At 66.4% G+C, this 23952-nt stretch carries 27 protein-coding genes; 7 read left to right on the top strand and 20 right to left on the bottom strand.

Features of this window, described 5'->3' with window-relative positions; all coding sequences use genetic code 11:
• Nucleotides 1-2: 2 nt before the first annotated feature.
• From ACFQ4E_RS01300 to crcB, 6 genes are all read right to left on the bottom strand, one after another.
• Nucleotides 3-1223: an amino acid ABC transporter permease gene (locus ACFQ4E_RS01300; protein WP_386801109.1), complete on the bottom strand. Its 1221-nt coding sequence runs from the start codon at nt 1221-1223 to the stop codon at nt 3-5.
• A 124-nt stretch (nt 1224-1347) separates the two neighbouring features.
• Nucleotides 1348-2364, bottom strand: coding sequence for an amino acid ABC transporter substrate-binding protein (locus ACFQ4E_RS01295; RefSeq protein ID WP_386801108.1), 1017 nt, complete (start codon nt 2362-2364; stop codon nt 1348-1350).
• 203 nt (nt 2365-2567) lie between these two features.
• Nucleotides 2568-3275, bottom strand: coding sequence for an ATP12 family chaperone protein (locus tag ACFQ4E_RS01290; RefSeq protein WP_386801107.1), 708 nt, complete (start codon nt 3273-3275; stop codon nt 2568-2570).
• Nucleotides 3272-3949, bottom strand: a complete 678-nt coding sequence (locus tag ACFQ4E_RS01285; RefSeq protein WP_386801106.1) for an HAD-IA family hydrolase — start codon at nt 3947-3949, stop codon at nt 3272-3274. The genes ACFQ4E_RS01290 and ACFQ4E_RS01285 overlap by 4 nt, the downstream gene beginning before the upstream one ends.
• Nucleotides 3946-4989: an RluA family pseudouridine synthase gene (locus ACFQ4E_RS01280; protein ID WP_386801105.1), complete on the bottom strand. Its 1044-nt coding sequence runs from the start codon at nt 4987-4989 to the stop codon at nt 3946-3948. Before ACFQ4E_RS01280 ends, ACFQ4E_RS01285 begins: the two co-directional genes overlap by 4 nt.
• Nucleotides 4986-5363 (bottom strand): fluoride efflux transporter CrcB, encoded by a 378-nt coding sequence (gene crcB / locus ACFQ4E_RS01275; RefSeq protein WP_386801104.1) that lies wholly within the window; start codon nt 5361-5363, stop codon nt 4986-4988. Before crcB ends, ACFQ4E_RS01280 begins: the two co-directional genes overlap by 4 nt.
• A 282-nt stretch (nt 5364-5645) precedes the next feature.
• Between crcB and ACFQ4E_RS01270 the strand changes: the two genes are divergently transcribed.
• Nucleotides 5646-7034 carry an aminotransferase family protein gene (locus ACFQ4E_RS01270; RefSeq protein ID WP_386801103.1) on the top strand — a complete coding sequence of 463 codons (1389 nt, stop codon included), beginning with the start codon at nt 5646-5648 and terminating at the stop codon, nt 7032-7034.
• Entirely contained in the window at nt 7031-7723 is a 693-nt protein-coding gene (locus ACFQ4E_RS01265; RefSeq protein ID WP_386801102.1) for a GNAT family N-acetyltransferase, read from the top strand. Before ACFQ4E_RS01270 ends, ACFQ4E_RS01265 begins: the two co-directional genes overlap by 4 nt.
• A gap of 68 nt (nt 7724-7791) precedes the next feature.
• On the opposite strand, the gene ACFQ4E_RS01260 is transcribed toward ACFQ4E_RS01265, so the two are convergent.
• Both ACFQ4E_RS01260 and ACFQ4E_RS01255 read right to left on the bottom strand, forming a co-directional pair.
• Nucleotides 7792-8079: an HU family DNA-binding protein gene (locus tag ACFQ4E_RS01260; protein ID WP_386801101.1), complete on the bottom strand. Its 288-nt coding sequence runs from the start codon at nt 8077-8079 to the stop codon at nt 7792-7794.
• 135 nt (nt 8080-8214) lie between these two features.
• On the bottom strand, nt 8215-9696 hold the full coding sequence (locus ACFQ4E_RS01255) for an AMP nucleosidase (protein ID WP_386801100.1): 1482 nt from the start codon (nt 9694-9696) through the stop codon (nt 8215-8217).
• A 103-nt stretch (nt 9697-9799) separates the two neighbouring features.
• Here ACFQ4E_RS01255 and ACFQ4E_RS01250 point away from each other — a divergent pair, with 103 nt between their 5' ends.
• Nucleotides 9800-10786, top strand: a complete 987-nt coding sequence (locus tag ACFQ4E_RS01250; RefSeq protein ID WP_386801099.1) for a DNA topoisomerase IB — start codon at nt 9800-9802, stop codon at nt 10784-10786.
• A 32-nt stretch (nt 10787-10818) separates the two neighbouring features.
• Here the strand turns inward: ACFQ4E_RS01250 and ACFQ4E_RS01245 are convergent, their stop codons facing one another.
• The 3 genes from ACFQ4E_RS01245 to ACFQ4E_RS01235 all read right to left on the bottom strand — a co-directional run bounded on the left by ACFQ4E_RS01245 (nt 10819) and on the right by ACFQ4E_RS01235 (nt 13582).
• Nucleotides 10819-11985 (bottom strand): type III PLP-dependent enzyme, encoded by a 1167-nt coding sequence (locus ACFQ4E_RS01245; protein WP_386801098.1) that lies wholly within the window; start codon nt 11983-11985, stop codon nt 10819-10821.
• Nucleotides 11986-12448: 463 nt separating this feature from the next.
• Nucleotides 12449-12628, bottom strand: coding sequence for a hypothetical protein (locus ACFQ4E_RS01240; protein ID WP_386801097.1), 180 nt, complete (start codon nt 12626-12628; stop codon nt 12449-12451).
• 174 nt (nt 12629-12802) lie between these two features.
• Complete coding sequence (locus ACFQ4E_RS01235; protein ID WP_386801096.1) at nt 12803-13582, bottom strand: succinate dehydrogenase iron-sulfur subunit; 780 nt, start codon at nt 13580-13582, stop codon at nt 12803-12805.
• A gap of 150 nt (nt 13583-13732) precedes the next feature.
• On the opposite strand from ACFQ4E_RS01235, the gene ACFQ4E_RS01230 reads away from it, so the two are divergent.
• Nucleotides 13733-14854 carry a glycosyltransferase gene (locus ACFQ4E_RS01230; RefSeq protein WP_386801095.1) on the top strand — a complete coding sequence of 374 codons (1122 nt, stop codon included), beginning with the start codon at nt 13733-13735 and terminating at the stop codon, nt 14852-14854.
• Nucleotides 14851-15720 (top strand): hypothetical protein, encoded by an 870-nt coding sequence (locus ACFQ4E_RS01225; protein ID WP_386801094.1) that lies wholly within the window; start codon nt 14851-14853, stop codon nt 15718-15720. The genes ACFQ4E_RS01230 and ACFQ4E_RS01225 overlap by 4 nt, the downstream gene beginning before the upstream one ends.
• On the opposite strand, the gene ACFQ4E_RS01220 is transcribed toward ACFQ4E_RS01225, so the two are convergent.
• The 8 genes from ACFQ4E_RS01220 to ACFQ4E_RS01185 form a co-directional block, all read right to left on the bottom strand.
• Complete coding sequence (locus ACFQ4E_RS01220) at nt 15717-16037, bottom strand: hypothetical protein (protein ID WP_386801093.1); 321 nt, start codon at nt 16035-16037, stop codon at nt 15717-15719. The two genes, ACFQ4E_RS01225 and ACFQ4E_RS01220, sit on opposite strands and share 4 nt — an antisense overlap.
• Nucleotides 16037-17842 (bottom strand): succinate dehydrogenase flavoprotein subunit, encoded by a 1806-nt coding sequence (gene sdhA, locus ACFQ4E_RS01215; protein WP_386801092.1) that lies wholly within the window; start codon nt 17840-17842, stop codon nt 16037-16039. The genes ACFQ4E_RS01220 and sdhA overlap by 1 nt, the downstream gene beginning before the upstream one ends.
• A gap of 12 nt (nt 17843-17854) precedes the next feature.
• On the bottom strand, nt 17855-18226 hold the full coding sequence (gene sdhD, locus ACFQ4E_RS01210; RefSeq protein WP_386801091.1) for a succinate dehydrogenase, hydrophobic membrane anchor protein: 372 nt from the start codon (nt 18224-18226) through the stop codon (nt 17855-17857).
• An 11-nt stretch (nt 18227-18237) separates the two neighbouring features.
• Nucleotides 18238-18621: a succinate dehydrogenase, cytochrome b556 subunit gene (sdhC, locus tag ACFQ4E_RS01205; RefSeq protein ID WP_386801090.1), complete on the bottom strand. Its 384-nt coding sequence runs from the start codon at nt 18619-18621 to the stop codon at nt 18238-18240.
• Between the two features lie 208 nt (nt 18622-18829).
• The gene (locus ACFQ4E_RS01200) at nt 18830-19885 is read right to left on the bottom strand and encodes a MaoC family dehydratase (protein ID WP_386801089.1); all 1056 of its coding nucleotides are present in this window, start codon (nt 19883-19885) and stop codon (nt 18830-18832) included.
• The gene (locus tag ACFQ4E_RS01195) at nt 19885-20091 is read right to left on the bottom strand and encodes a DUF1737 domain-containing protein (RefSeq protein ID WP_386801088.1); all 207 of its coding nucleotides are present in this window, start codon (nt 20089-20091) and stop codon (nt 19885-19887) included. The genes ACFQ4E_RS01200 and ACFQ4E_RS01195 overlap by 1 nt, the downstream gene beginning before the upstream one ends.
• Nucleotides 20092-20095: 4 nt before the next feature.
• Nucleotides 20096-20641 carry an NnrU family protein gene (locus ACFQ4E_RS01190; RefSeq protein WP_386801087.1) on the bottom strand — a complete coding sequence of 182 codons (546 nt, stop codon included), beginning with the start codon at nt 20639-20641 and terminating at the stop codon, nt 20096-20098.
• Between the two features lie 3 nt (nt 20642-20644).
• A complete protein-coding gene (locus ACFQ4E_RS01185; RefSeq protein ID WP_386801086.1) occupies nt 20645-21505 on the bottom strand; it encodes an HpcH/HpaI aldolase/citrate lyase family protein in 861 nt (286 codons plus the stop codon).
• Nucleotides 21506-21744: 239 nt separating this feature from the next.
• Here ACFQ4E_RS01185 and ACFQ4E_RS01180 point away from each other — a divergent pair, with 239 nt between their 5' ends.
• Complete coding sequence (locus ACFQ4E_RS01180; RefSeq protein ID WP_386801085.1) at nt 21745-22068, top strand: hypothetical protein; 324 nt, start codon at nt 21745-21747, stop codon at nt 22066-22068.
• A 3-nt stretch (nt 22069-22071) separates the two neighbouring features.
• Here ACFQ4E_RS01180 and ACFQ4E_RS01175 read toward each other — a convergent pair whose 3' ends face one another.
• Nucleotides 22072-22827 (bottom strand): sulfite exporter TauE/SafE family protein, encoded by a 756-nt coding sequence (locus ACFQ4E_RS01175; RefSeq protein ID WP_386801084.1) that lies wholly within the window; start codon nt 22825-22827, stop codon nt 22072-22074.
• 156 nt (nt 22828-22983) lie between these two features.
• Between ACFQ4E_RS01175 and mdh the strand changes: the two genes are divergently transcribed.
• A complete protein-coding gene (gene mdh / locus ACFQ4E_RS01170; protein WP_386801083.1) occupies nt 22984-23946 on the top strand; it encodes a malate dehydrogenase in 963 nt (320 codons plus the stop codon).
• The last annotated feature ends 6 nt before the right edge of the window (nt 23947-23952 follow it).

Here is a 23952-nt window from a genome sequence, read left to right as displayed (position 1 = left end):
GCTCAGCGCTCCTTCAGACGGACGGCATTGTTGTAGACGTTCATCAGCGCCGAGATCGACAGGCTGATGGCGAGATAGAAGGCCATCAGCAGCAGGATCGCCTCGATCGCGCGGCCGGTCTGGTTCAGCGTGATGCCGCCCAGCGTCGCGGTGATGTCCATGTATCCCACCGCGATGGCGAGCGAGCTGTTCTTGGTGATGTTGAGGTAATGCGAGATCAGCGGCGGGATGATCACCCGGAGCGCCTGCGGCAGGATCACGAGGTTCATGATCCGGCCCGGCCGGAGACCCAGCGACGCCGCCGCCTCGGTTTGGCCGCGCGACACCGACAGGATGCCGGCGCGGACGTTCTCGGCGATGAAGGCGCCGGTATAGATCGCCAGCGCGAACCACAGCGCGATGAGCGAGCCGAGGATCGTCATGCCGCCCTGCAGGTTGAAGCGGTTGGCCAACGGGTCGGGCGTGTCGAGCGTGATCGGCTGGCCCAGGATGAAGAACGCCAGAAGCGCGGGCACGATCAGGATGCCCAGCGTCGGCCAGAAGGTCGGCAGCATCTTGCCCGTGGCATAGAGCGTCTTGGTCGCGTGGCGGCGATAGAGGATCGCGCCCACGACCGAGGCGATGAAGATGCCGAGAACGAGCCAGCCCAGCGGCTCGAAGACCGGCTTCGGCACGAAGATGCCACGGTTGGTGAAGGCGATCCCGCCGAAGAGCAGATTACGCTCCGGCTCTTCGCCCAGATAGACGCGGGCCGAGGGCAGAACCGCGGTCATGATGGTGAAGATGATCAGGATCCAGATCAGCACCGGCACGTTGCGGAAGGCCTCGACATAGGCCGACATCAGCTTGCGCACGAGCCAGTTCGGCGAGAGCCGCAGCACGCCCGCGAAGACGCCGATCACCGTCGCGGTGATACAGGCCAGGATGGACACCAGAAGCGTGTTCAGAACACCGACAAGCGCGGCGCGCCAATGCGTGCTCTGCGAGGTGTAGTCGATCAGGGTCTGGTTGATGTCGTAGTTCGACGTGTCCCCGAGGAAGTCGAAGCTGAGCGTGAGGCCCGCGGCGGCGAGGTTCGAGGCAAGGTTGGAGCCCAGATACGCAAACAGCGCGACCACGCAGACGACCGCGATGAATTGGAACGTGTAGCCGCGATAGCGGGTGTCGTTCAGCAACATAGAGAGGCGGAACGACTCGCGCGGCGGGTCGCTGAGTATGGCCATGAGGGGCATCCCTGTCTTCCGCGGCATTGACCGGTCGGTTGATCCGTCCTGGCCTGCCCGCGGTGTTTATGGTGCGGTCGTCACGTGAGAGGGGCGCGGGAGTGCCCGCGCCCCTTCGAGTGTCTTAGCGGAACGGCGGCGAGTAGAGCAGGCCGCCATCGGTCCACTGCGCGTTCAGGCCGCGCGACAGGCCGATCGGGGTCGACTCGCCGATGTTCTTGGCGAAGAGCTCGCCATAGTTGCCACCGGCCGAGATGGCGCGCTTGGCCCATTCGGCGTCGAGGCCGATCATCTCGCCCAGGTTGCCCTCGGTGCCGAGGATCCGGTTCACTTCCGGGTTCTCGGTGCCCGCGGCCAGTTCCTCGATATTGGCGGAGGTGATGCCGTACTCTTCAGCCGCGATCAGCGCGTTCAGCGTCCAGCGGACGATGTCGCCCCAGTCGTTGTCGCCGTGGCGGACAAGCGGGCCGAGCGGCTCTTTCGAGATGATCTCGGGCAGAACGACATGGTCGGACGGGGTCTCGAGCGAGGCGCGCGTGGCGGCTAGGCCGGAGGCGTCCGTGGTGTAGGCGTCGCAGGCACCGGCAAGGTACTGCTGCTGCGCCTCGTTGTCGGTCTCGACCGGAACGGGGCTGTATTCCATGTTGTTCTTGCGGAAGTAGTCCGCGAGGTTCAGTTCGGTCGTGGTGCCGGTCTGGATGCAGACGGTCGCGCCGCTGAGTTCCTTGGCCGAGCTCACGCCCAGCGCCTTCGGCACCATGAAGCCCTGACCGTCGTAGTAGTTCACGCCGACGAATTCGAACTTGAGGTCGGTGTCGCGCGAGAAGGTCCAGGTGGTGTTCCGGGCCAGCATGTCGATCTCGCCCGAGGCGAGCGCCGTGAAGCGGGTCTTGCCGGTGGTCGGAACGAACTCGACCGCAGTCGGATCACCCAGAACGGCCGCTGCGACGGCACGGCAGACGCCGACGTCGAAGCCGCCCCATTCGCCGCTGGCATCGGGCTCCGCGAAGCCGGTCAGGCCCGTGGTCACACCGCAGTTCAGCTTTCCGCGCGCCTTGACGTCGTCGAGCGTCGCTGCACCAGCAACGCCAGCGGTCAGACCGGCCACTGTCAGCGCGCCAAGAATGACGGTTTTTTTCATATTTACCTCTTCCTGTTTGGCCGCCCCCTCCCGGGACGGCTGCCGCCCGCCGTTCATGCAGCGAGCGAAAAAGCACCAGCGGGCGGTATCCCGCTCAGTGGGCCGGAGTTTGGGAGGAATTCTCCGGGCAGGTCAAGCCGAACGCCCTGAAAAGCGGCGTTGCCTTGGTGATTGCCGTAAGGTCAGGCAGGCTCGTGCGAGTATCAAGCGCGCAGAAGCGTCAGAAAGCGCACCGCATGGTTGAAATCCGTGCGTTTTTCTTCTGCAACGCGGGTCGCCTCGTCATCCGCGCCCCACAATTCGGCCTGCCACTCCTCGTCGATCCGGCTCAAACGCCAGATGGTTTCGGCGTCCTGGCCGCGCTCTGCCGCCAGCCCTAATACCAAAGAGCCGGTCAGCGACACGAGATCGTGAAAGGCGGCCAGCTCGAACGCATCAAGACGCGCCACCGCAGCGGCGAGCTTGGCGAGAGCGTCCGGGTCCTGGGGCGCGTGCATCACCCCGGTGCGGGGCTCGAGCCGCGCCTCGAAGGTTGCGGCGGCCCAGTCGAGCATCGGATCCCAGCCGGCCTCTTGCCGCGCGACAAGCTCGGCGGGTCCCTCGGCCCGGTAACAGAGAAGATCGCTGTCGCCATAGGCCGACAGCATCGCCGCGACCTCGGCCTGTTGCGGACGGACCTTGTCGATGGCGGCATTGGCGCTGCGCGTCACCGGCATCCGGCGCGGGTCGATGCGCTCTTCCTGCGCCTGCCATTCCTCGGCCACCGCATCGGCCAGGGCCCGGCTCGGCAGGACCAGCGGCTGTTTCGCCGGCGTCCGGACCGGGCGCGTGTCGAGACGCACCTCGAACCCGTCCTCGGCGTCGACCACCGAGGTCTCCTGCCAGAACCGTTTTGGCGCCCAGTCGCTCATGCCGTCCCCCATTGCGCCGCCAAGACCGGCGGCAAATCCTCGATCCGGTCGATCACATGTGTCGCGGCCGACAGCCGGTCCCGCCCGTGATAGCCCCAGCTCACGCCTACTCCGGCGATGCGCGCGGCGCGGGCCATCTCCATGTCGAACTCGGTATCCCCGACCATGACCGCCGCGGACGGCTCAAGCCCGCACTCGTCGAGCGCGGCCTCCAGCATCGAGGGGTGCGGCTTCGACGGGTGATCGTCCGAGACCTGCCGGGTGAAGAACACCGTCTCCAGCCCGTGACCTTCGAGGAGTTTATCGAGCCCCCGCCGGGACTTGCCCGTCGCAACCCCGAGAAGAAGATCGTCCCGCGCGGCCAGCGCCGACAGCACCTCGCGCACCCCGGGATAGAGCGGCGAGGACGCATCGACGCCCTGCTCCGCCCGCAACGTCATGTAGGCATCCTTGTAGGACGCGACCATGCCCATCCGGGTCGCCGCATCGAGATCCGGTGCGAGCCGCGCCAGGGCCTCGGGCAGGGAGAGCCCCACGATCCCGAGTATCTCCGCGCGCTCCGGCGGGCGCTGCGACACGCTGTCGAAGGCCATGTGCATCGCCGCCAGGATGTCGGCCTGACTGTCCACGAGAGTGCCATCGACATCGAAGATCACCAGCTTCGGGGCGGTCATTCGACCTCCGCAAAGGGGTCTTCGGGCACGTCCGCCGGATCCCAGCCCACCGTCTCCCAGGTCTTGACCATATGCGGCGGCAGCGGCGCGGTGACGGTGATCCGCGCGTTGGTCACGGGATGGGTAATCGACAGGGACCGGGCATGCAGATGCAGCTTTCGGCTGATCTCGCCGCCGAGCTGCGCGCCCCAACCGTCGCCTAGGTTTTCCTGCCCCGATCCGCCGTATTTTCCGTCGCCCACGATCGGGTGGCCGAGCTCGGCCATATGCGCGCGCAGCTGGTGCGTGCGCCCGGTGATCGGCACCAGCGCGCACCAAGAGGCGCGTTTGGCGAGCTGCGTCAGCACCGCGTAATCCGTCGTGGCGTTCTTGGCGCCCTCGGTGGCGGCGACCGCGTCGGGATGGATGCAGCGCATCTTCTCGTTCTCGCCGCCCTTGCCGTGGCCGGGCGCCTTGACCAGACCGAAGCGGATCGTGCCCATCGCAGGCGCGGGCACTCCGGCAACCGCGGCCCAGTAGATCTTGCGGGTGTCCCGCGCGCGGAACGCCCGGCTGAGATCGGCGGCGACCTGCCGCGTCCGCGCGAGCAGCAGCACACCCGAGGTGTCCTTGTCGAGCCGGTGGACCAGCCGCGGCGCCTCGTCGAAGCCGAAGCGCAGCGCCTCGGCCATGCCGTCGACGTGGCGCGTCTGTTTCGACCCGCCCTGGGTCGGCAAGCCCGGCGGTTTGTTGAGCGCGATCATGTGGTCGTCGCGGAAGAGGACGCAGGACTGGATCATCGAAGCGTCCTGGGTCGAAACCGAGGGCTTCGGCTGCGACGCCACCTGCCCCGGCTCGGGGATCGGCGGGATGCGTACCTGCTCTCCGACCTGCAGACGGTGCGCGCTTTTCACCCGGCCGCCATCGACACGGAGCTCGCCCTTGCGGCACATCTTCTCGATCCGGCTTTGGGCCAGATGCGGAAAGAGCCGCTTGAGCCAGCGATCGAGCCGCTGGTCCCCGTCCCCGGGCCCGACCGTGATCATCTGCACCCGGCTCATGCCATCACCCCGCGGGTCAGCGCAACCCCGAGGATCAGCGCGCCGAGAGACACGATGACCGAGGCCGCCACATAGCCCGCCGCCAGCGCGACATCGCCACGCTCGTAAAGCGTGACCGCGTCCAGCGAGAAGGCCGAGAACGTGGTGAAGCCGCCCAGGAGCCCGGTCATCAGGAAGGGCGCGAAGCGCGTGGCCGAGAACTGGCCGAGCGCCACCGCCAGCACGCCCATGAGAAACGAGCCCAGGACATTCACGGTCAGGGTGCCCCAGGGAAAGCCCGGGCCCATGAGCCGGACCGCCGCGACCCCGGTTAGATACCGAGAGGTCGCGCCAAGCGCGCCGCCAATAGCGACCTGGAGAAGCGTGAAAGACATGCGCCACCCTCTCGCGCGCGCGGCTTTGGGAGTCAAGAACTCCGGGGGCGGAGGCCAGCCTTGCACGCACGCCAGAGAGCACGCGCCGAAAAGACGGACATTTCCTGCGCATGCGGCGATGCTCGCTCTGGACCAAGCATGTGCCCCATCCCTGCGCGCGAAGGCGCCTCTTCGAGATAACGCGCTCTTGATCGCGTCTCGATCCCTTGCGCCGCAGCCGTGCCGGGTGCAGAATTTGATCAAATAGTCGAAACGACTCGACCCGACCGAGAGGATCCCGACATGGACGGAACGCTTTCCCCCAACGACATCTCGCATATCGTCACCGCCGACCGTGAGCATGTCTGGCATCATCTCACCCAGCACAAATCCTATGAGAGCGCCGATCCGCAGGTCATCCTCGAAGGCAAGGGCATGCGGGTCTGGGACCAGCACGGCAAGGAGCATCTCGACGGCGTCTCGGGCGCGGTCTGGACGGTCAACGTGGGCTACGGGCGCGAAAGCATCGCCCGCGCCGTCTATGACCAGCTTCTGAAGCTCAACTATTTCGCCGGGGCCAAGGGCTCGGTGCCCGGCGCGCTCTTCGCCGAGAAGCTGCTCGACAAGATGCCCGGCATGAGCCGCGTCTACTATTGCAACTCCGGCTCCGAGGCCAACGAGAAGGCCTTCAAGATGGTCCGCCAGATCGCGCACAAGCGCTACGGCGGCAAGAAGCACAAGATCCTCTACCGCGACCGGGATTACCACGGCACCACCATCGGCTGCCTCTCGGCAGGCGGTCAGGACGAGCGCAACGCCCAGTACGGGCCGCTCACCCCGGGCTTCGTGCGGGTGCCGCATTGCCTCGAATACCGCGCGCATGAACAGGGCGCCCCGTCCGAGGGCTATGGCGAATGGGCCGCCAACCAGATCGAAGAGGTCATCCTGCGCGAAGGCCCCGACACTGTCGGCGCGCTCTGTCTCGAGCCCGTGACCGCGGGCGGCGGCGTGATCGTCCCGCCCGAGGGCTACTGGCCGCGCGTGCAGGAGATCTGCCGCAAATACGACATCCTGCTCCATATCGACGAAGTCGTCTGTGGCGTCGGCCGCACCGGCGCGTGGTTCGGATACCAGAATTACGGGGTCGAGCCGGACATGGTGACGATGGCCAAAGGCGTGGCCTCGGGCTACGCGGCGATCGCCTGCCTCGTGACCACCGAGAGCGTCTTCGATCTCTTCAAGACCGATGCCTCCGATCCGATGGACTATTTCCGCGACATCTCGACCTTCGGCGGCTGCACCGCCGGGCCCGCCGCGGCCATCGAGAACATGCGCATCATCGAGGAGGAGGGCCTTCTCGAGAACACCGTCGCGATGGGCGATTACCTGATGGGCAAGCTCGAAGAGCTGAAGGGCAAGCACAAGGTCATCGGCGACGTGCGCGGCAAGGGTCTCTTCCAGGGCGCGGAGCTCGTCAAGGACCGCGAGACCCGCGTGCCGATGGACGAGAAGCTCGTTCAGGCCGTGACCGGCGACTGCATGAAGCAGGGCGTCATCATCGGCGCGACCAACCGCTCCGTGCCGGGCTACAACAACACGCTGTGCTTCTCCCCTGCCCTGATCGCGACCAAGAGCGATCTCGACCAGATGGTCGAGGCGGTCGACGCCGCGCTGGGTCGCGTCTTCGGGTGAGCGTCGTCAACGGCTTCGGCCAGCCGGTCGGCGCGCCGGTCGAGACGGCTCTGCCGGCGAAACGCCCCGAGCGGAGCACGCTCACGGGGCGCTTTTGCCGGGTCGAGCCGCTGGTGCCCGCGCATGCCGACGCGCTTTACGACGCCTTCGCCGAGGATGCCGAGGGGCGCGACTGGACCTATCTGCCGCTCTCGCCGCCTGAGAGCCGTGAAGACTTCGCGGCCTGGATGGACGAGGCCGCGGCCAGTCCCGATCCGCTCTTCTTCACGATCTGCGACGCGGCCGGCCCCGCCGGTCACGCCAGCTACCTCAGGATCACGCCGGACGCGGGCGTGATCGAGGTCGGCTACATCCATCTCGCCCCGCGCCTCCAGCGCACCGCCGCCGCGACCGAGGCGATGGCGCTGATGATGCAGCACGCCATCGAGACGCTGGGCTACCGCCGATACGAATGGAAATGCGACGCGCTCAACGCGCCCTCGCGGCGGGCCGCGGCGCGGCTGGGCTTCACCTATGAGGGGACGTTCCGGCAGGCGTCGGTGGTCAAGGGGCGCAACCGGGACACCGCCTGGTTCTCCGTCCTCGACAGCGAATGGCCGAGCCTCAAGGCACGGTTCCAGGCGTGGCTCTCGCCGGAGAACTTCGATGCCGAAGGGAGGCAGCGCACAGCGCTCGCGCCCGCCGGTTGATCCACACCGCCCCTCCGAAAATGGAAAAGGCCGCCCGAAGGCGGCCCCTCGCACCGATCTGAAAGAGATCAGCCGTTGACGCTGTCCTTCAGCGCCTTGGCGATGGTCATCTTGACGACCTTGTCGGCCTCTTTCTTGAACTGCTCGCCGGTCGCGGGGTTGCGGACCATGCGCTCGGGGCGCTCGCGGCAATAGATCTTGCCCACACCGGGAAGGGTCACCGCGCCACCGCCGGACACCTCGTCGGTGATGATGCCGGTCAGCGCGTCCAGCGCGGCCGAAGCGGTCTTCTTGTCGGCGTCCATCTTGTCGGCCAGCGCGGCCACCAGTTGGGTCTTCGTCATGGGCTTTGCCATTCGTCGCTCTCTCTCTGCTGCAATCGCCCTTCGTTAGGGGCTCATCACGGATACTAAACTCTATGTAGCGTTAGCACACAACAATTTGAGGCAGACAAAATCATAAAAACAAGGGGAATCGCGCTGTTTCTGCAATCAGAGGAAGGCTGTTTCCTCGAAGCTGCGCAACTTCCGGCTGTGTATGCGCGCCAAAGGCATCTCGCGCAAGGTCTCCATCGCCCTGATTCCGATCCTCAGATGCCGTGAAACCTGTGTTTTATAGAAGTCCGAAGCCATTCCAGGCAGCTTCAACTCGCCATGCAGCGGCTTGTCCGACACGCAGAGAAGCGTGCCGTAGGGCACCCGGAAGCGGAAGCCGTTCGCGGCGATGGTGGCGCTTTCCATATCGAGCGCCACGGCCCGCGACTGGCTCAGACGCTGCACCGGCCCGCGCTGGTCGCGAAGCTCCCAGTTGCGGTTGTCGACGCTGGCCACCGTTCCGGTCCGCATGATCCGCTTGAGGTCGTAGCCCTTGAGCCGGGTCTCCTCGGCCACCGCCTCTTCCAGCGCGATCTGGATCTCCGCGAGCGCCGGGATCGGCACCCAGACCGGGAGGTCGTCGTCCAGCACCCGGTCTTCGCGCAGATAGGCGTGGGCGAGGACAAAATCGCCGAGAGACTGCGAATTCCGAAGACCGGCGCAATGCCCGACCATCAGCCAGGCATGCGGGCGCAGCACCGCGATATGATCGGTCGCCGTCTTGGCGTTCGACGGGCCGACGCCGATATTGACGAGCGTGATCCCCGCGCCCCCCGGGCGCTTGAGGTGATAGGTCGGCATCTGCGGCAGCTTCGCGCTGATGGGTATCTCGGCCTCGGCCTCGGTGATCTCCACGTCGCCGGTCGAGACGAAACTGGTGTAGCCGCTCTCGGGATCGGCCAGCGCGGCGCGGGCATAGGCCTCGAATTCGCTGACGTAGAACTGGTAGTTGGTGAAGAGGACGTGGTTCTGGAAATGCTCGGGATCGGTCGCGGTGTAATGCGCCAGGCGCGCGAGCGAATAGTCGATGCGCTGCGCGGTGAAGGGCGCGAGCGGCTCGGCCCCATCTGCCGCGGGCTTGGCGATCCCATTGACGATGTCGTCATTCGTGGTGCTGAGATCCGGCACGTCGAACACGTCGCGCAGGATGAAATCAGCCGCCCCCTCCTGCGGCACGGTGATGCCGCGATGGGCCACGGCGAAATGCACCGGCATCGGCGTGGTCGACAGGCCGATCTGGACGGGGACGCCGTGGTTCTCGAGCAGGAGCCGGATCTGCTGTTCGAGGTAATGCCGGAAGAGATCGGGCCGCGTAACGGTCGTTGCATGCACCCCGGGCGCGGCGACGTGACCGAAGCTCAAGCGACTGTCGATCTTGGCAAAGCTCGAGGTCCGGATGCGCACCTCGGGGTAGAAGGCCCTGTAGCGCCGGTCGGGCGCGCCGCCATCCAGCGCCTCGGAAAACCGCGTGCATAGGAACGACACCCCGGCTTCGTAGAGGTCGCAGAGCCGGTCGACCGCCGGCCCCGCCGCGTCGAACAATTCGGGCGCCGGGACGTCCGGTGTCTCGATCTCGATCTCTGCCGCCTGGTCCTGCATCCTGCCTGCCTGTTGCCCCTGCCCCGGTCGGCGCACCCTACACCACCCGAAGCCCGGTTCAAGCGACGCCGGAACCGCGGCGCCCGGCCCGCGTTCCTGCGCCATGCAAACGCTGCCCGACCTCGTCTACTATCCCGACAGCCGCCCCGGTATCCGCCGCGAGCGGCGCGGACGCGGCTGGTCCTACATCGCGCCCGATGGCACGCGCATCGCGCGGGGGACCGAGCGGCGGCGGCTCGAGGCGCTCGCCGTCCCGCCGGCCTATGAAGATGTCTGGATCTGCCCCGAGCCGCGCGGGCACCTGCAGGCCACGGGTCGCGATGCGCGGGAGCGCAAACAGTACCGGTATCACGAGGACTGGACCGCCTTCCGCTCGAAGCAGAAGTTCGATCACCTCGCCGCGTTCGGGGCCACCCTCCCCTCGCTCCGCCGCCGCATCCAGCGCGATCTGCGCGACGGCGAAGCCGGAGAGCACGGCTTCGCCATCGCCGCGGTGCTGGCGCTGATCGACCGGGCGAGCCTCAGGGTCGGCAACAGCGATTACGCGCGCGAGAACCGGACCTTCGGGGCGACGACGCTCCGGCCGCGGCACTTGGAGCTTAGCGAAGACGGGCTGAAGCTCGCCTATCGCGGCAAGGGCGGCACGAAGGTCGAGAAGAGCCTGCGCGACCGCACGCTGAACCGCGTGCTCGGGCAGCTTGACGATCTGTCGGGCCCGACCCTGATCTCGTGGGAAGATGACGACGGCGCCGCGCGGCAAGTGACGAGCGGCGAGGTGAACGCCTTTCTGGCGGGCCATACCGGCGTCGATGCCATCAGCGCCAAGACCTTCCGGACGTGGACCGGATCGGTCGCCGCGCTGGAGACGGCCCTCGTCGAGGAGAGCCCGACGATCAAGGCGCTGTCCGAGGCGGCCGCGACGCGGCTCCACAACACGCCCGCCATCGCGCGATCGAGCTATATCCACCCGGCGGTGATCGCCCTGACCGAGCTTGATCACGAAGAGCGTGCTGCGCGGGTCGAAAAAGCACCGGAACGGCGCGGATTGCGCCGCGCCGAAAGCCAGCTTTTGCACCTTTTGGAAAGCTGAACGGGCGCGGGGGAAACCGCGCCCAGCCAGTGTCAGATCACCACGACGTCGAGCGGCGGGAAGCCGTTGAACCCGACGGAGGAATAGGTCGAGGTATAGGCGCCGCAGTTGCGGATCACGACCTTGTCGCCCGATTTCAGCCCCATCGGCAGCTCGACCGGGCGCTTCTCGTAAAGCACGTCGGCGCTGTCGCAGGACGGACCGGCCAGCACGCAGGGGCCCTTCGGCTCATGGTCGCGGAGCGTCGCGAACTGGTAGCGGATCGCCTCGCCCTCGGTTTCGGCGAGACCCGAGAACCGGCCGATATCGAGATAGACCCAGCGGTGAATGTCGGCTTCGGACTTTTTCGACACCAGGATCACCTCGGCCGCGATTGCGCCGGCATGGGCGACCATGCCGCGGCCCGGCTCGGCCATGATGTGCGGGATGTGGCCGAAGCGCTCTTCGATCAGCTTCATCACCTCGGCGGCGTAGACCCGCGGGCCGTCAATGGCTTCGCCGTAAAAGGCCGGGAAGCCGCCGCCGATGTTCAGAAGCGACAGCTCGTAGCCTGCCTCTTTCGCGGCCTGCCAGACTGCGGCCACCTGGTCGAGCGTCGGTGCCCACATCGAGGCGCGACGGGTCTGCGAGCCGACATGGAAGGAGAAGCCGACCGGGGTCAGGCCCAGCGACACCGCCATCTCGAGAAGCGACAGCGCCTTGTCGCGGGCGCAGCCGAACTTGCGGCTGAGCGGCCAGTCGGCCTCGGACGCATCGACGATCAGGCGGATATAGACCGAGCTGCCGGGGGCGTTCTCGGCGATCTTCTCGAGCTCTTCCTCGGCATCGGCAGCAAAGAGGCGGATGCCCGCGCCAAACGCCCAGGCGATGTCCGAGACCTTCTTGATCGTGTTGCCGAAGGACACCTGGTCCGGGGTCGCGCCCTGGCTAAGGCAGAGCTCGATCTCGCCGCGCGAGGCGGCATCGAAATGCGACCCGGCGCGCACCAGCGTCGCGATGATCTCGCGCGCGGGGTTCGCCTTGACGGCATAATGGATGGTGGCGTGGCCCAGACCGGCGGCGAGCGCCTCGTACTGGCGCGCGACGATCTCGGTGTCGATCACCAGGGTGGGTTTGTCGAAATGCGTGGCGAAAATATGCTCCTCGACCCGGCTGAGCGGGGTGGAACGGTTCGCGAAATCGGCGAGATTGGTCGTCATGTTCATCTCCATCAGACCCGGGCTGCGACACCCGACCAGTACCAGCGGAGACGTTACCGTCGCTACGTAACCCTAGGGGAAGGTCCCCTTTCGACAGAGGCGCGTGCGTTGGCGTCTTGAAGCCCATATCGGGCCAAACCCCGCAACTATCAAGAGAAAGAGTAGACCAGATTCCGAAAATTCTAAAGGTCGGGCGGGCTGTTGTCGCGCAGACACGACGACGGGGGTTTTCGGCGCACGCCCTGGGTCTCGGCCCCGCATTGGACGCAGCGCCATGTGCTCTCTTGGTCACTTTGGGGGTATTCGCGCCAGCGGCAGGCCCGTGTTGCCCGGTTCGAGAACACGAGAATCAGCACGAAGGCGATCAGCAATCCGAGAACGACGATCATGTCCGATGAGCTAAGCGAAACGCGGCCCGGGACCAGTGGCTCCGGGCCGCATTCAAGGAGTTGATATCAGCCGATCAGGTAAAGGCCCGACGCGCCATTTGCGTCAGCATGTCCTTTTCCTCGGAGCTTCTCGTGGCTGTGGAGGACGATCCGCGCGTCGCGCTCTCGGGCGTGAAGTAGGACCAGGCGTCTTCGAGGACGCGAAGTGCCTCGTCGGGGTCCTTGCGGCGCGTCTGGTTGGAAGTGTTGGCCATGTGGAGCCTCGCTTTCAGTGCTGTGGCTCCTCCCTTGCCCAACCATCTAATGCTGCAACGCGGCATTTACATCCTTGGACCGCAACAAACCTGCATTGAAATCTCAGCATAGCTGAAACGAAAAACGCCCCGCGGCCGGGCCACGGGGCGTTTTCGATGTCGGGAGCCGTGCGCTCAGATCGTACGCTCGACCATCATCTTCTTGATCTCGGCGATCGCCTTGGCCGGGTTCAGACCCTTGGGGCAGGTCTTCGCGCAGTTCATGATCGTGTGGCAGCGATAGAGCTTGAACGGATCCTCCAGATCGTCCAGCCGCTCGCCCGTCGCCTCGTCCCGGCTGTCGATGATCCAGCGATAGGCATGCAGAAGCGCGGCCGGCCCGAGATACCGGTCGCCGTTCCACCAGTAGGACGGGCACGAGGTCGAGCAGGACGCGCACATCACGCATTCATAGAGCCCGTCGAGCTTCTCGCGATCCTCGATGGACTGCTTCCACTCCTTCGCGGGTCGGTTCGTCTTGGTCTCGAGCCACGGCATGATCGAGGCGTGCTGCGCGTAGAAATGCGTCAGATCCGGGATCAGGTCCTTGACCACCGGCATGTGCGGCAGCGGGTAGATCTTCACGTCGCCCGAGATCTCGTCGATGCCGTAGATGCAGGCCAGCGTGTTGATCCCGTCGATATTCATCGCGCACGACCCGCAGATGCCTTCGCGGCAGGAGCGACGGAAGGTCAGCGTCGGGTCGATCTCGTTTTTGATCTTGATGAGCGCGTCCAGAACCATCGGCCCGGTCTTGTCGAGATCGAGATAATAGGTATCGACCCGCGGGTTCTCGCCGTCATCCGGCGACCAGCGATAGATCTTGAAGGCCCGGACGTTCTTGGCGCCCTCGGGCTTCGGCCAGGTCTTGCCCGTGCGGATCGTGGAGTTCTTGGGGAGGGTGAATTGTACCATCGTCCGGTCTCGCGCTCTCACATCTGTCGGGTGGGACATTAGCCGCATCGCAGCGAAAGGCCAATGCAATCGCCCGGAAAAATCGTCGCGCCTGCAAGCATATATGCGTTAGACGGGTGTGAACGCTAACGCCCCGGACACAGAGCCCGCATGAGCCAGACGCCCGTCGCGATCCTGACAGGAAACCCGCGAAAATATTCCGAGACCTTCGTGCGCCGCCACATCGCCGAGCTGAACGGCGGGGCGACGGTCACGGTCGCGCTGTCCCTCGACGAGGCGGACGCAGGCGACGACCGGCTTCTCGCCTGCGCGCCTGTCCGGGTGATTCCGCCGCGGAAGCGCTGGCGCAAGCCGCTGGCGGCCTGGCGGGGCGACCGCGCCGCACGCCAGCGGGACGCCCGGATCGCCGGTTTTCTCGACCGCCACCGCGCCAGCCCCGCGCTCTGCGAGTTCGGCTATGTGGCGACCGAGGTCGCGCCGGGCTTGCTGGACCAGGGGCGGTCGACCTTCTGCTATTTCCGCGGAAACGATGCCTCCGCGCGGCTGTCGGACCCGGATTATCGCGCGGCTTTGGCCGAGATCCTGCCCCGCATCGACGGGATCGTCGCGGTCTCGCGCTTCCTTCTCGACAGGCTCGCAGCCCACGGGTTGCAAGCGCGGCGGAGCCTCGTGGTACCGAGCGGCACGGATACCCGCCTGATCATGCCCGGCGAGGTCGATCCGGATCTCGTTCTTGTCGTGGGACGGCTCGTCGCCAAGAAGGATCCGCTCGCCGCGCTGGAGATCTTCGCCGCAGGTGCACCCGCCACCGCGAGGCTCGAGTTCGTCGGCGACGGTCCCCTGGCCGAAGCGCTCACGACACGTGCGGCGGAGCTTGGCCTTTCGGATCGGGTCGTCCTGCACGGCGCCCTGCCCCATGACGCGGTGATCGCCCGGCTCCGGCGCGCGGCCTGCGTGCTTCAACCCTTCCGCACCGCCGCGGATGGCGACACCGAGGGCATGCCCAGCATCGTGCAAGAAGCGATGGCCGCCGGTGTCGCGGTGGTCACCACCGCGCATGCGGGCGTGCCCGAACATGTCCGCCACGAGGAGACCGGGCTCGTCCATCCCGAGGGCGCGACCGAGGCCCTCGCCGAGAGCCTGGCGCGGGTGCTGACCGACGCCGATCTGCGGGCGCGACTTGGCACCGCCGCCCGGCGCTATGCCGAGGCTGAGCTGGACTACCGCATCCTCTACCGGCGGCTCGAGAGCTTCATGGGGCTCGGCGCATGACCCGCTACGTCCTGCATCTCGGCGCTCACCGCACCGGCAGCACCAGTCTCCAGACCGTGCTCGACGGGCTGTCGCAAGAGATTGCGCCGGCCAAAGTCCTCACCCCGCCCCGCCCCGACAAGCGCAGCACGGCGACGATCCGCGAGGTGCTGGGCGACGCGGTCCGGGCGCACAGATCGCGCAACCCCCTGACCCGCTGGACCGGGCTGCGCCGCAGCCGCACCGATCTGGCGGCGCTGACAGGCGGCGCGGACCGGGTGATCCTCTCCGAAGAAATGCTGCTCGGCCCGGCCTTCAAGCGCGACGGGCGCGGCCTGTATCCCGAGGCCGACGCGCGCCTGCGCGCCGCGCGCGCGCTCTTGCGCGACAGCCCCGAGCGTCTGCATCTCACCATCCGCAGCTACGCGAGCTTCATCGTCTCGGTCTACGCGATGCGGGCCGTGTTCGCGGGAAACCTGCCCCCGTTCGACCAGATCGCCCAGCGCCTCTGCGATCCCGAGGCTGGCTGGCCCGACCTGATCGACGTGATCCAGCGCGTCTTCCCGGGCACGCCCCTGCACATCGCCGTGCTCGAAGACACAAGGCTCGAGGATCGAGTGCGCGACCTTCTGGGAGATTGGGCGCGCATCGAGGAGATCCGCGATCCGGGCGGCGTGAATGCCGCGCCGACGACCGAGGCGATCCGCGCGGCGCTCTCGATGTCGAGAGGCGCGTATGATCCAGACTGTCTTGTCGCAGATCACGCGGGCGGAACGCGGTTCGACCCGCTTGAGACCGCCGACAAAGAGCGTCTCTCACAGCGATATCAAAACGATCTCGACCGGTTGAGACGCCGCGGCGATCTCGTCTGGGTCAGCCGACCCTAGAGGCTTTCCAGCAGAACCGGCGCACCTTCGACGGCGAGACAGCGGATCGTCTCGGGCTTCTGCACGATGCGGCCGACGATCTCGTAGCTTGCGGCATCGGGGCCGCCGACCGTCTTGGCCGCGAGCGCGAGGATTTGCTGCGCGCTCGCGTTGTCGATGATGCAATCGATCGCAGGCCCGAGCGGCAGGCCCGGATAGCGCTCGAGAAGCACCCGGTTCACGGTCGAGCGCGCGGCGTCGCGGGCGATCTGGTCCTGCTGCTGCGGCGTGCAGGCCGCAAGCGCAAGACCCAGGCAAAGACCCGCGACGCGCCGCATCAGAAGGTCCGCGCCTTGGGCGCGATCTTCTTCAGCTCGATGCCGCCCTGATCCTCGTTCGTCAGGGGATCGGTGATCACCGGGCGGTAGCTGAGGTCCACGGAGGCGTCCGAGACGCGGGCGATGGAGTGGACCCGCCACTTCTCGTCGTCCCGCACCTTGTGATCCTCATGCGCATGCGCGCCCCGGCTTTCCGTGCGCGCCTCGGCGGACACGATGGTGGCCAGCGCGTTGGGCATCAGGTTCGTCAGCTCCAGCGTCTCCATCAGGTCGGAGTTCCACACCAGGCTGCGGTCGGTGACCTTGAGATCGCCAAGCTTGCCCGCGATCTCGGTCATCCGCTTGACGCCGTTGCCCATCGTCTCGGCGGTGCGGAACACGGCCGCGTCTTCCTGCATGGTCTTCTGCATCTCGAGACGCAGCTCGGCCGTCGGCGTGCCACCATCGGCGTTGCGGATGCTGTCGAACCGGTCGAGCGCCTTGTCGACCTGCGCAGTATCGACCGAGCGGGTCGCCGCATCACGGTCGACGACCTTGCCCGCGCGGATCGCCGCGGCGCGGCCGAAGACGACGAGGTCGATCAGCGAGTTCGACCCGAGGCGGTTGGCGCCATGCACGCTCGCGCAGCCCGCCTCGCCCACGGCCATCAGGCCCGGGACGATGCGGTTCGGGTCGTCCTCGGTCGGGTTCAGAACCTCGCCCCAGTAATTCGTCGGGATGCCGCCCATGTTGTAATGCACCGTCGGGATCACCGGGATCGGCTCCTTGGTGACATCGACACCGGCGAAGATGCGCGCGCTCTCGGAGATGCCGGGAAGGCGCAGCTGCAGCGCCTCTTTCGGCAGGTGCGAGAGGTTCAGGTGGATGTGATCGCTGCCCTCGCCGACGCCCCGGCCCTCGCGGATCTCCATGGTCATGCAGCGCGAGACATAGTCGCGCGGCGCGAGGTCCTTGTACTGGGGCGCGTAGCGCTCCATGAACCGCTCGCCCTCGGAGTTGGTGAGATAGCCGCCCTCGCCGCGCGCGCCCTCGGTGATGAGGCAGCCCGCGCCGTAGATGCCGGTCGGGTGGAACTGCACGAATTCCATGTCCTGCAGAGGCAGCCCCGCGCGCGCCACCATGCCGCCGCCATCGCCGGTGCAGGTATGCGCGGAGGTGGCGCTGAAATAGGCGCGCCCGTAGCCGCCGGTGGCCAGAACGACCATCTTGGCGTTGAAGACATGCATCGTGCCGTCATCGAGCTTCCAGCAGACCACGCCGGTGCAGGCGCCGTCCTCGTCCATCAGCAGGTCGATGGCGAAATACTCGATGTAGAACTCGGCATTGTTCTTGAGCGACTGGCCGTAGAGCGTGTGCAGGATCGCGTGGCCGGTCCGGTCGGCGGCGGCGCAGGTGCGCTGCACCGCGGGGCCTTCGCCGAACTCGGTGGTGTGGCCGCCGAAGGGGCGCTGGTAGATCTTGCCCTCTTCGGTGCGCGAGAACGGCACGCCGTAATGCTCGAGCTCGTAGACCGCCTCGGGCGCGTGGCGTGCGAGGTATTCCATCGCGTCGGTGTCACCCAGCCAGTCCGAGCCCTTCACGGTGTCGTACATGTGCCACTGCCAGTGGTCCGGGCCCATGTTCGAGAGCGATGCGGCGATGCCGCCCTGCGCGGCCACGGTGTGCGACCGGGTCGGGAAGACCTTGGTCACGCAGGCGGTGCGCAGCCCCTGCTCGGCCATGCCGAGCGTCGCGCGCAAGCCGGAGCCGCCCGCGCCCACCACGACCACGTCGTAATCATGTGTCTCGTATTCGTATGCAGCCATGTCGTGCTCCGGTCAGAGCGCCAGGCGCGCGATGGCGAAAAGGCCAACCGCGGCGGCGCCGTAGGAAAGGCAGGTCATGCCGAGGATCAGGATTTTTTCCCAGATGCCGTGGACATAGTCCTCGACCAGCACCTGGAACCCGTCGTTGAAGTGCTTGAAGCCGACGATCAGCGTCAGCGCCGCGACGATCGCCGGGAACGGGCGTTCGTAATAGGCCACCACCTCGTCGTAGCTGCCGCCGAGGGCCGCGCCGAAGGTGAAGACGAAGAGCGGGACGAGGATCAGGAGCGCCACGGAGGACACTTTCATCGCCCAGAAATGATGCGTGCCGGACTTGGCCGAACCCCAGTTCACGGCGCGCTTGCGGTCGGTGAGATAGCTCATGTCGGCTCCCCTCAGACGATCAATGCGGTGAGAATGGTCAGGATGACCGACCCGGCAAGGCAGCCGATGCCCAGCTTCTCGGCGGTGGGCACGTCCAAGAGCAGGGCGTTGTCCCAGATCAGGTGCCGGATGCCGGCGAGCGTGTGATACCAGAGGCCCAGGAGCGACAGGAACATGACGATGTCGCCGAACCACGAGGTGATGAAGCCGTTGGCGGTCGCGAAGGCCTCTTCGCCCGAGGCTGCCGCAATGAACCACCACACGATCAGAAGCGCGGCCACGATCATGGCGTTGCCGGTGATCCGCGTGAGGATCGAGGTCATCGACGTCAATTGCGGACGGTAGATCTGCAGGTGTGGTGAGAGCGGGCGATTGCCCCGGTTCACGTCGGCCATGGCGATGTCCTTTCGGTTCCCTTGGACAGGGTTCTAAACGTTTTTCCCCCGCTGTCACGGGGCGAGCCGCGCCTGATCCGGGGAAATTTGACGCAGCTTGGGCGCTAACATGCCAAATGTGATCACGTTTTATGGCGCGTGATCACACATCTTGCGTCAGGTCGCCTCATAGGGGCGCCGAGAGGGCACGACACCGACGCGCCGTGGCTCAAACCGGCATCAGCGCCCAGTAATCGAGGTCGAGAAGCACATGCGGCAGGTACTTGCCGCTCTCGTCCTTCAGCTCACCCGCGCGCCCTGCCTCGCTTGTCGCCACGAGCCGCAAGCGGATCGCACCGACGCCCGGGCGGTCGGTCTCGGCGGTGTCGAGAACCTCGGACCAGGCCCGGATCGTCGTGCCCGAGAAGGTCGGGTTGGCATGTGCCCCGGCGTTCAGCGCGACGATCATCTGCGCATTGGCGAGGCCGTTGAAGCTCAGCGCCCGCGCCATCGAGATGACGTGCCCGCCATAGACGATGCGCTTGCCGTCCTCGCGCTGGGTGCCGTCGAAATGCACCTTCGAGGTGTTCTGCCACAGGCGCGTGGCCATCATGTGCTCGGCCTCTTCGACGGTGACGCCGTCGACATGGTCGATCACCTCGCCGATCTGGTAGTCGCCCAGCCGATGCGGCTCGCCCGCAAGGGTGAAATCATAGGACGAGAAATCGAGACCCTCGGGGATCACCAGATCCGCGGGCTCGACCGCCGTCGCGAGGTCCGGAACCACCGTCTCGGGCGCGGGCCGGTCGAGGTCGTTCTTCTTCACCATCACCCAGCGCACATAGTCGAGCACGGTCTCGCCATGCTGGTTGGTGCCGCGGGTGCGGACATAGACCACGCCGGTCTTGCCGTTCGAGTTCTGCTTGAGGCCGATCACCTCGGAGCTGGAGCGAAGCGTGTCGCCCGGCCAGACCGGCTTCAGCCAGCGGCCCTCGGCATAGCCGAGATTGGCGCGCGCGTTCAGCGACACGTCCGGCACGGTCTTGCCGAAGACGACGTGGAAGGCCGCGAGATCGTCGATCGGGCTGGCCGCCAGACCGCAGGACTGCGCAAAGGCGTCCGAGGAATAGAGCGCGTGACGCGCCGGATAGAGCGCGTGGTAGAGCGCCCGCTCGCCGCTCGTGACCGTGCGCGGCACCGCGTGCTCGATCACCTGACCGATGCTGTAATCCTCGAAGAACCAGCCGGGATTGGTCTTGCTGACGGGCATGGTCACGTCCTTCATCATTGCTCTCCGAGTTTCAGGTCGGGCGAATAGCTCTGGCCGGGGACGTCCTTGGTCACCGCCTGGCCGCAGCGCATCACGCCATTGGCGGCGTCGAAGGCATAGGTCGGCGAGCCATAAAGCTCCCATCCCTTGTCGAGCGCGGCGCAGACCTTGTGGCAGAACTCCGACGTGTCGTCGGCGCTGAGAAAGCGGTAGAGTTTCATGAGCTTATCCCGGGAAGGGCCAGACACCGAGCCAGGCGTGAACGCCGGTGATCACGGCGAACATCACCAGCGTGACGATGACCAGGACGACGTCGCGCTTGGCCTCGCCGGGCTGCGGCCGGTCCCAGCTGCTGGTCTTGTTGATGAGGATCACCTCGACCACCGCCCAGGCCAGAAGGCCGCCGAACAGCAGGATCGACGCCAGGTCGCCATTCACCAAAAGATGCGCGACCGCCCAGATCTTCACCGCGGTCAGCTGAGGATGCCGCATCCGGCCGCGCAGACGCCCCTTGGTGGCGCTCATGCCGAAGACGAAGACCGCAATCAGCATAATGAGGTTGTTGAGATGCACCATGAAGGCCGGAGGCGTCCAGACCGGCACGAACTCGGCCCAGCGATAGCCGAGGATCATGAGGATCAGGCCAGCGATCACGCCCAGCGCGACAGCCCCCTTTCCGGCATCGCCCATCGCGTCGCGTTGGGCGGGTGCCAGGCGCTTGAAGAGATGCGCGCCGCTCCAAAGGAGAAGACCAAGGATCAGGAGAGCCATGTCTTACTCCGCCGCGATACGTGCGATTTCGGCGATGGCCTTGGCCTTGGCCAGGACCTTGCGCGCGGTCTCGACATGCAGGTTCTCGACGATCTTGCCGTCGACCACCGCGATGCCCTGCCCCTGCGCCCGCGCCTCTTCGAAGGCGCGAATTTGACGACGCGCGAGGTCGACCTCGGCCTCGGTCGGCGCGAAGGCGTCGTTGGCGCCCTCGAGCTGGAGCGGGTGGATCAGCGACTTGCCGTCGAATCCGAGGTCACGCCCCTGCTCGGCCTCGGCCTTCAGCCCGGCCTCGTCCTTGAAGGCGTTATAGACCCCGTCGATGGCCGCGATGCCATGCGCCTTGGCCGCCAGAACGCACATGCCGAGCGAGGTCAGCATCGCGTCGCGCGCGGGCGTCGGGCGGGCATGCATCTCCTTGTAGAGATCGTTGGTGCCCATCACCATGCCGTCGAGCCGCGGATGCGCCGCGATCTCCTCGGCGCGCAGGATGCCGCGCGGCGTCTCCATCATCGCCCAGAGCCGATGCTGGCCGACAAGACCCGCGAGCCGGTCGAGCTGCGCGGCGCTTTCGCATTTCGGCAAGAGGACCGCATCGCATTTCATCTGTGCCGCGGCGCGGGCATCCGCCTCGCCCCACTGGGTGTCGAGCCCGTTGATCCGGACGAGAATGAAGCGCTGCCCGAACCCGCCGCGGCCAAGCTCGTGTCGCAGGGTTTCCCGCGCCGCCTCTTTCTCTTCGATCGCCACCGCGTCCTCGAGGTCGAAGATGATGGCATCGGCCGGCAGGGCGCGCGCCTTGTCGATGGCGCGCAGTTTCGATCCCGGGATGTAGAGCACCGAGCGAAGCGGACGGGTCAGCATGGATCGGTCTCCTATGCGAAACAAAATTTCATCCTTAGACGCCATTTTGCGCAGAAGATTTCAAGCGAGAATCGCCGCATTGCAGCAAAAATTGTATGCACTCGTGCACAAATCGCGGGCGTCGGTGCCGTTAACCATCTGGAAGGTAATTGGTTTCATAGTGGCAGGACGTCCAGACCGCGGAACGGCCGACCATGGGGGCTCCGGCGCTTGGTTTCGCGGAGAAGCAGGAGTCATCCATGCGTCATCTTGGTCTCGTGTCCGCGCTCGTATTCGCGCCTGTTTGTATTCTCACCGCCAGTTCCGCGACCGCCGACAGCGCGGTCGATCGCTGTGCGCCGCGCCTGCAAGTCGTTGACAGGCTTGCCGAAACCTATGGCGAGACGCGCCAGTCGGTCGGCCTTCTGACCGAAACCAAGGTGCTCGAGGTCTATGCCTCGGACCGCACCGGCACCTGGACGGTGCTCGTCTCGAGCTCGGACGGACAGGCCTGCCTTCTGGCCTCCGGCAAGGCCTACGAGACGATTCCCGAACGGATGCCGATCCCCGGCGCCCCGGCCTGAGCCTCAGGTCAGCGCATCCCACATCAACTTGGCCCCGGTGACGCTCAGAAGCGCATAGGTCACGCGAAAGAACAGCGTCTCGGGGACCAGGTGATGCGCCCGGACCCCGAGCCATGTTCCGAAAAGCGCCGCCGGGATCAGCCAGAGGTCCAGGGTCAGCGTGTCGCGGCTGAAGATGCCGAGGCCCGCATAGATGCCGGCCTTGACCAGGTTGATCGCCCAGAAGACCAGCACCGTGGTCGCCTGGTAGGCCGTCTTGCCCAAGCCCCGGCCCAAAAGGTAGATCGCCGCCGCGAGACCGCCCGCATGGCTGACGAAACTGGTGAACCCGACGGCGATGCCGCTTGCGAGCCCGATGACCGGCCCGGGATCGCGCGCCGAGGGCGCCACGACGCCCTTCGCCACCGCCACCTGCCACGCGACGAAGCCGAGGCACACGATCCCGATCAAGAGCCGGATCGCATCGGGATCGGTTATCTCGAAGACCAGCGCGCCCAGGGCCACACCCGGCAGGCCCGCGAGCATCAGAAGCCGCGCCTCGGGCCAGGACCAGCGCCGCCAATAGGGCGGCAGCGACGCGAGGTCGATCAGCATCAGAAGCGGCAGCATGATCCCGAGCGCGGTCGCCGGATCGAGCACCAGAGCCAGAATCGAGGACGAGGCGAAGGCGGCGGTCGAGCCGAAGCCGCCTTTCGAGATCCCGGCGAAGATCACCGCCGGAACGGCCACCGCGAAAACTGTCCAGCCGAGCGGATCCACGTGTCATAACTCCCGGTTTCCCCGAGGTTTAGCGCCCCAACCGCCGCGGCGCCAGACGCGCCCCGCAGCCCTTGCCGCAATGCAGCGGGCTTGCGCGCGCTGCAACGACGCACTAGCCATGCGCGCAATCCGAAACCGAGTTGGAGACACGGAACCATGGCCAGACCCAAGATCGCGCTCATCGGCGCAGGCCAGATCGGCGGCACGCTCGCCCATCTCGTGGCGCTGAAGGAACTGGGCGACGTCGTCCTGTTCGACATCGCCGAAGGCACCCCCGAGGGCAAGGCGCTCGACATCGCCGAGTCCGGCCCCTCCGAAGGCTTTGACGCCACGCTCAAGGGCACCCAGGACTACGCCGATATCGCGGGCGCAGATGTCTGCATCGTGACCGCCGGCGTGCCCCGCAAGCCCGGCATGAGCCGCGACGACCTTCTGGGGATCAACCTCAAGGTCATGAAATCCGTGGGCGAAGGCATCGCCGCCAACGCGCCCGACGCCTTCGTGATCTGCATCACCAACCCGCTCGACGCGATGGTCTGGGCGCTGCGCGAATTCTCGGGCCTGCCGCATGAGAAGGTCTGCGGCATGGCGGGCGTTCTCGACAGCGCGCGCTTCCGTCACTTCCTGTCGCTCGAGTTCGGCGTGTCGATGAAGGACGTCACCGCCTTCGTACTCGGCGGCCATGGCGACACGATGGTGCCGCTGACCCGTTACTCGACCGTGGCCGGTGTGCCGCTGCCGGATCTGGTGAAGATGGGCTGGACCACGCAGGACAAGCTCGACGCGATCGTGCAGCGCACCCGCGACGGCGGCGCCGAGATCGTCGGCCTCCTGAAGACCGGCTCGGCCTTCTACGCGCCCGCCACCTCGGCGATCGAGATGGCCGAGGCCTATCTCAAGGACCAGAAGCGCGTTCTGCCCTGCGCCGCCTATTGCGACGGCCAGTTCGGCCTCGACGGTTTCTATGTCGGCGTGCCGACGGTGATCGGCGCGGGCGGCATCGAGCGCATCGTCGAGATCGAGATGACCAAGGACGAGAAGTCGATGTTCGACAACTCGGTCAACGCGGTGAAGGGCCTGGTCGAGGCCTGCAAGGGGATCGACGAGACCCTCGCCTGACCTGCA

Origin of the sequence: Litorisediminicola beolgyonensis, assembly GCF_042679605.1 — a bacterium.
GTDB lineage: Bacteria > Pseudomonadota > Alphaproteobacteria > Rhodobacterales > Rhodobacteraceae > Litorisediminicola > Litorisediminicola beolgyonensis.
This window is presented reverse-complemented; position numbering and strand designations above follow the sequence as displayed.

Bases quoted from the DNA above. Each gene is read 5' to 3' on its own strand.
- ACFQ4E_RS01195 (WP_386801088.1), bottom strand. From the start codon at position 20,091: ATGAAACTCTACCGCTTTCTCAGCGCCGACGACACGTCGGAGTTCTGC.
- crcB (WP_386801104.1), bottom strand. From the start codon at position 5,363: ATGTCTTTCACGCTTCTCCAGGTCGCTATTGGCGGCGCGCTTGGCGCG.
- ACFQ4E_RS01255 (WP_386801100.1), bottom strand. From the start codon at position 9,696: ATGCAGGACCAGGCGGCAGAGATCGAGATCGAGACACCGGACGTCCCG.
- ACFQ4E_RS01185 (WP_386801086.1), bottom strand. From the start codon at position 21,505: ATGCTGACCCGTCCGCTTCGCTCGGTGCTCTACATCCCGGGATCGAAA.
- ACFQ4E_RS01280 (WP_386801105.1), bottom strand. From the start codon at position 4,989: ATGAGCCGGGTGCAGATGATCACGGTCGGGCCCGGGGACGGGGACCAG.
- sdhA (WP_386801092.1), bottom strand. From the start codon at position 17,842: ATGGCTGCATACGAATACGAGACACATGATTACGACGTGGTCGTGGTG.
- sdhC (WP_386801090.1), bottom strand. From the start codon at position 18,621: ATGGCCGACGTGAACCGGGGCAATCGCCCGCTCTCACCACACCTGCAG.
- ACFQ4E_RS01225 (WP_386801094.1), top strand. From the start codon at position 14,851: ATGACCCGCTACGTCCTGCATCTCGGCGCTCACCGCACCGGCAGCACC.
- ACFQ4E_RS01240 (WP_386801097.1), bottom strand. From the start codon at position 12,628: ATGGCCAACACTTCCAACCAGACGCGCCGCAAGGACCCCGACGAGGCA.
- ACFQ4E_RS01245 (WP_386801098.1), bottom strand. From the start codon at position 11,985: ATGACGACCAATCTCGCCGATTTCGCGAACCGTTCCACCCCGCTCAGC.
- ACFQ4E_RS01260 (WP_386801101.1), bottom strand. From the start codon at position 8,079: ATGGCAAAGCCCATGACGAAGACCCAACTGGTGGCCGCGCTGGCCGAC.
- ACFQ4E_RS01285 (WP_386801106.1), bottom strand. From the start codon at position 3,949: ATGACCGCCCCGAAGCTGGTGATCTTCGATGTCGATGGCACTCTCGTG.
- sdhD (WP_386801091.1), bottom strand. From the start codon at position 18,226: ATGAGCTATCTCACCGACCGCAAGCGCGCCGTGAACTGGGGTTCGGCC.
- ACFQ4E_RS01295 (WP_386801108.1), bottom strand. From the start codon at position 2,364: ATGAAAAAAACCGTCATTCTTGGCGCGCTGACAGTGGCCGGTCTGACC.
- ACFQ4E_RS01180 (WP_386801085.1), top strand. From the start codon at position 21,745: ATGCGTCATCTTGGTCTCGTGTCCGCGCTCGTATTCGCGCCTGTTTGT.
- ACFQ4E_RS01200 (WP_386801089.1), bottom strand. From the start codon at position 19,885: ATGAAGGACGTGACCATGCCCGTCAGCAAGACCAATCCCGGCTGGTTC.
- ACFQ4E_RS01290 (WP_386801107.1), bottom strand. From the start codon at position 3,275: ATGAGCGACTGGGCGCCAAAACGGTTCTGGCAGGAGACCTCGGTGGTC.
- ACFQ4E_RS01190 (WP_386801087.1), bottom strand. From the start codon at position 20,641: ATGGCTCTCCTGATCCTTGGTCTTCTCCTTTGGAGCGGCGCGCATCTC.
- ACFQ4E_RS01250 (WP_386801099.1), top strand. From the start codon at position 9,800: ATGCAAACGCTGCCCGACCTCGTCTACTATCCCGACAGCCGCCCCGGT.
- mdh (WP_386801083.1), top strand. From the start codon at position 22,984: ATGGCCAGACCCAAGATCGCGCTCATCGGCGCAGGCCAGATCGGCGGC.
- ACFQ4E_RS01270 (WP_386801103.1), top strand. From the start codon at position 5,646: ATGGACGGAACGCTTTCCCCCAACGACATCTCGCATATCGTCACCGCC.
- ACFQ4E_RS01300 (WP_386801109.1), bottom strand. From the start codon at position 1,223: ATGGCCATACTCAGCGACCCGCCGCGCGAGTCGTTCCGCCTCTCTATG.
- ACFQ4E_RS01220 (WP_386801093.1), bottom strand. From the start codon at position 16,037: ATGCGGCGCGTCGCGGGTCTTTGCCTGGGTCTTGCGCTTGCGGCCTGC.
- ACFQ4E_RS01235 (WP_386801096.1), bottom strand. From the start codon at position 13,582: ATGGTACAATTCACCCTCCCCAAGAACTCCACGATCCGCACGGGCAAG.
- ACFQ4E_RS01230 (WP_386801095.1), top strand. From the start codon at position 13,733: ATGAGCCAGACGCCCGTCGCGATCCTGACAGGAAACCCGCGAAAATAT.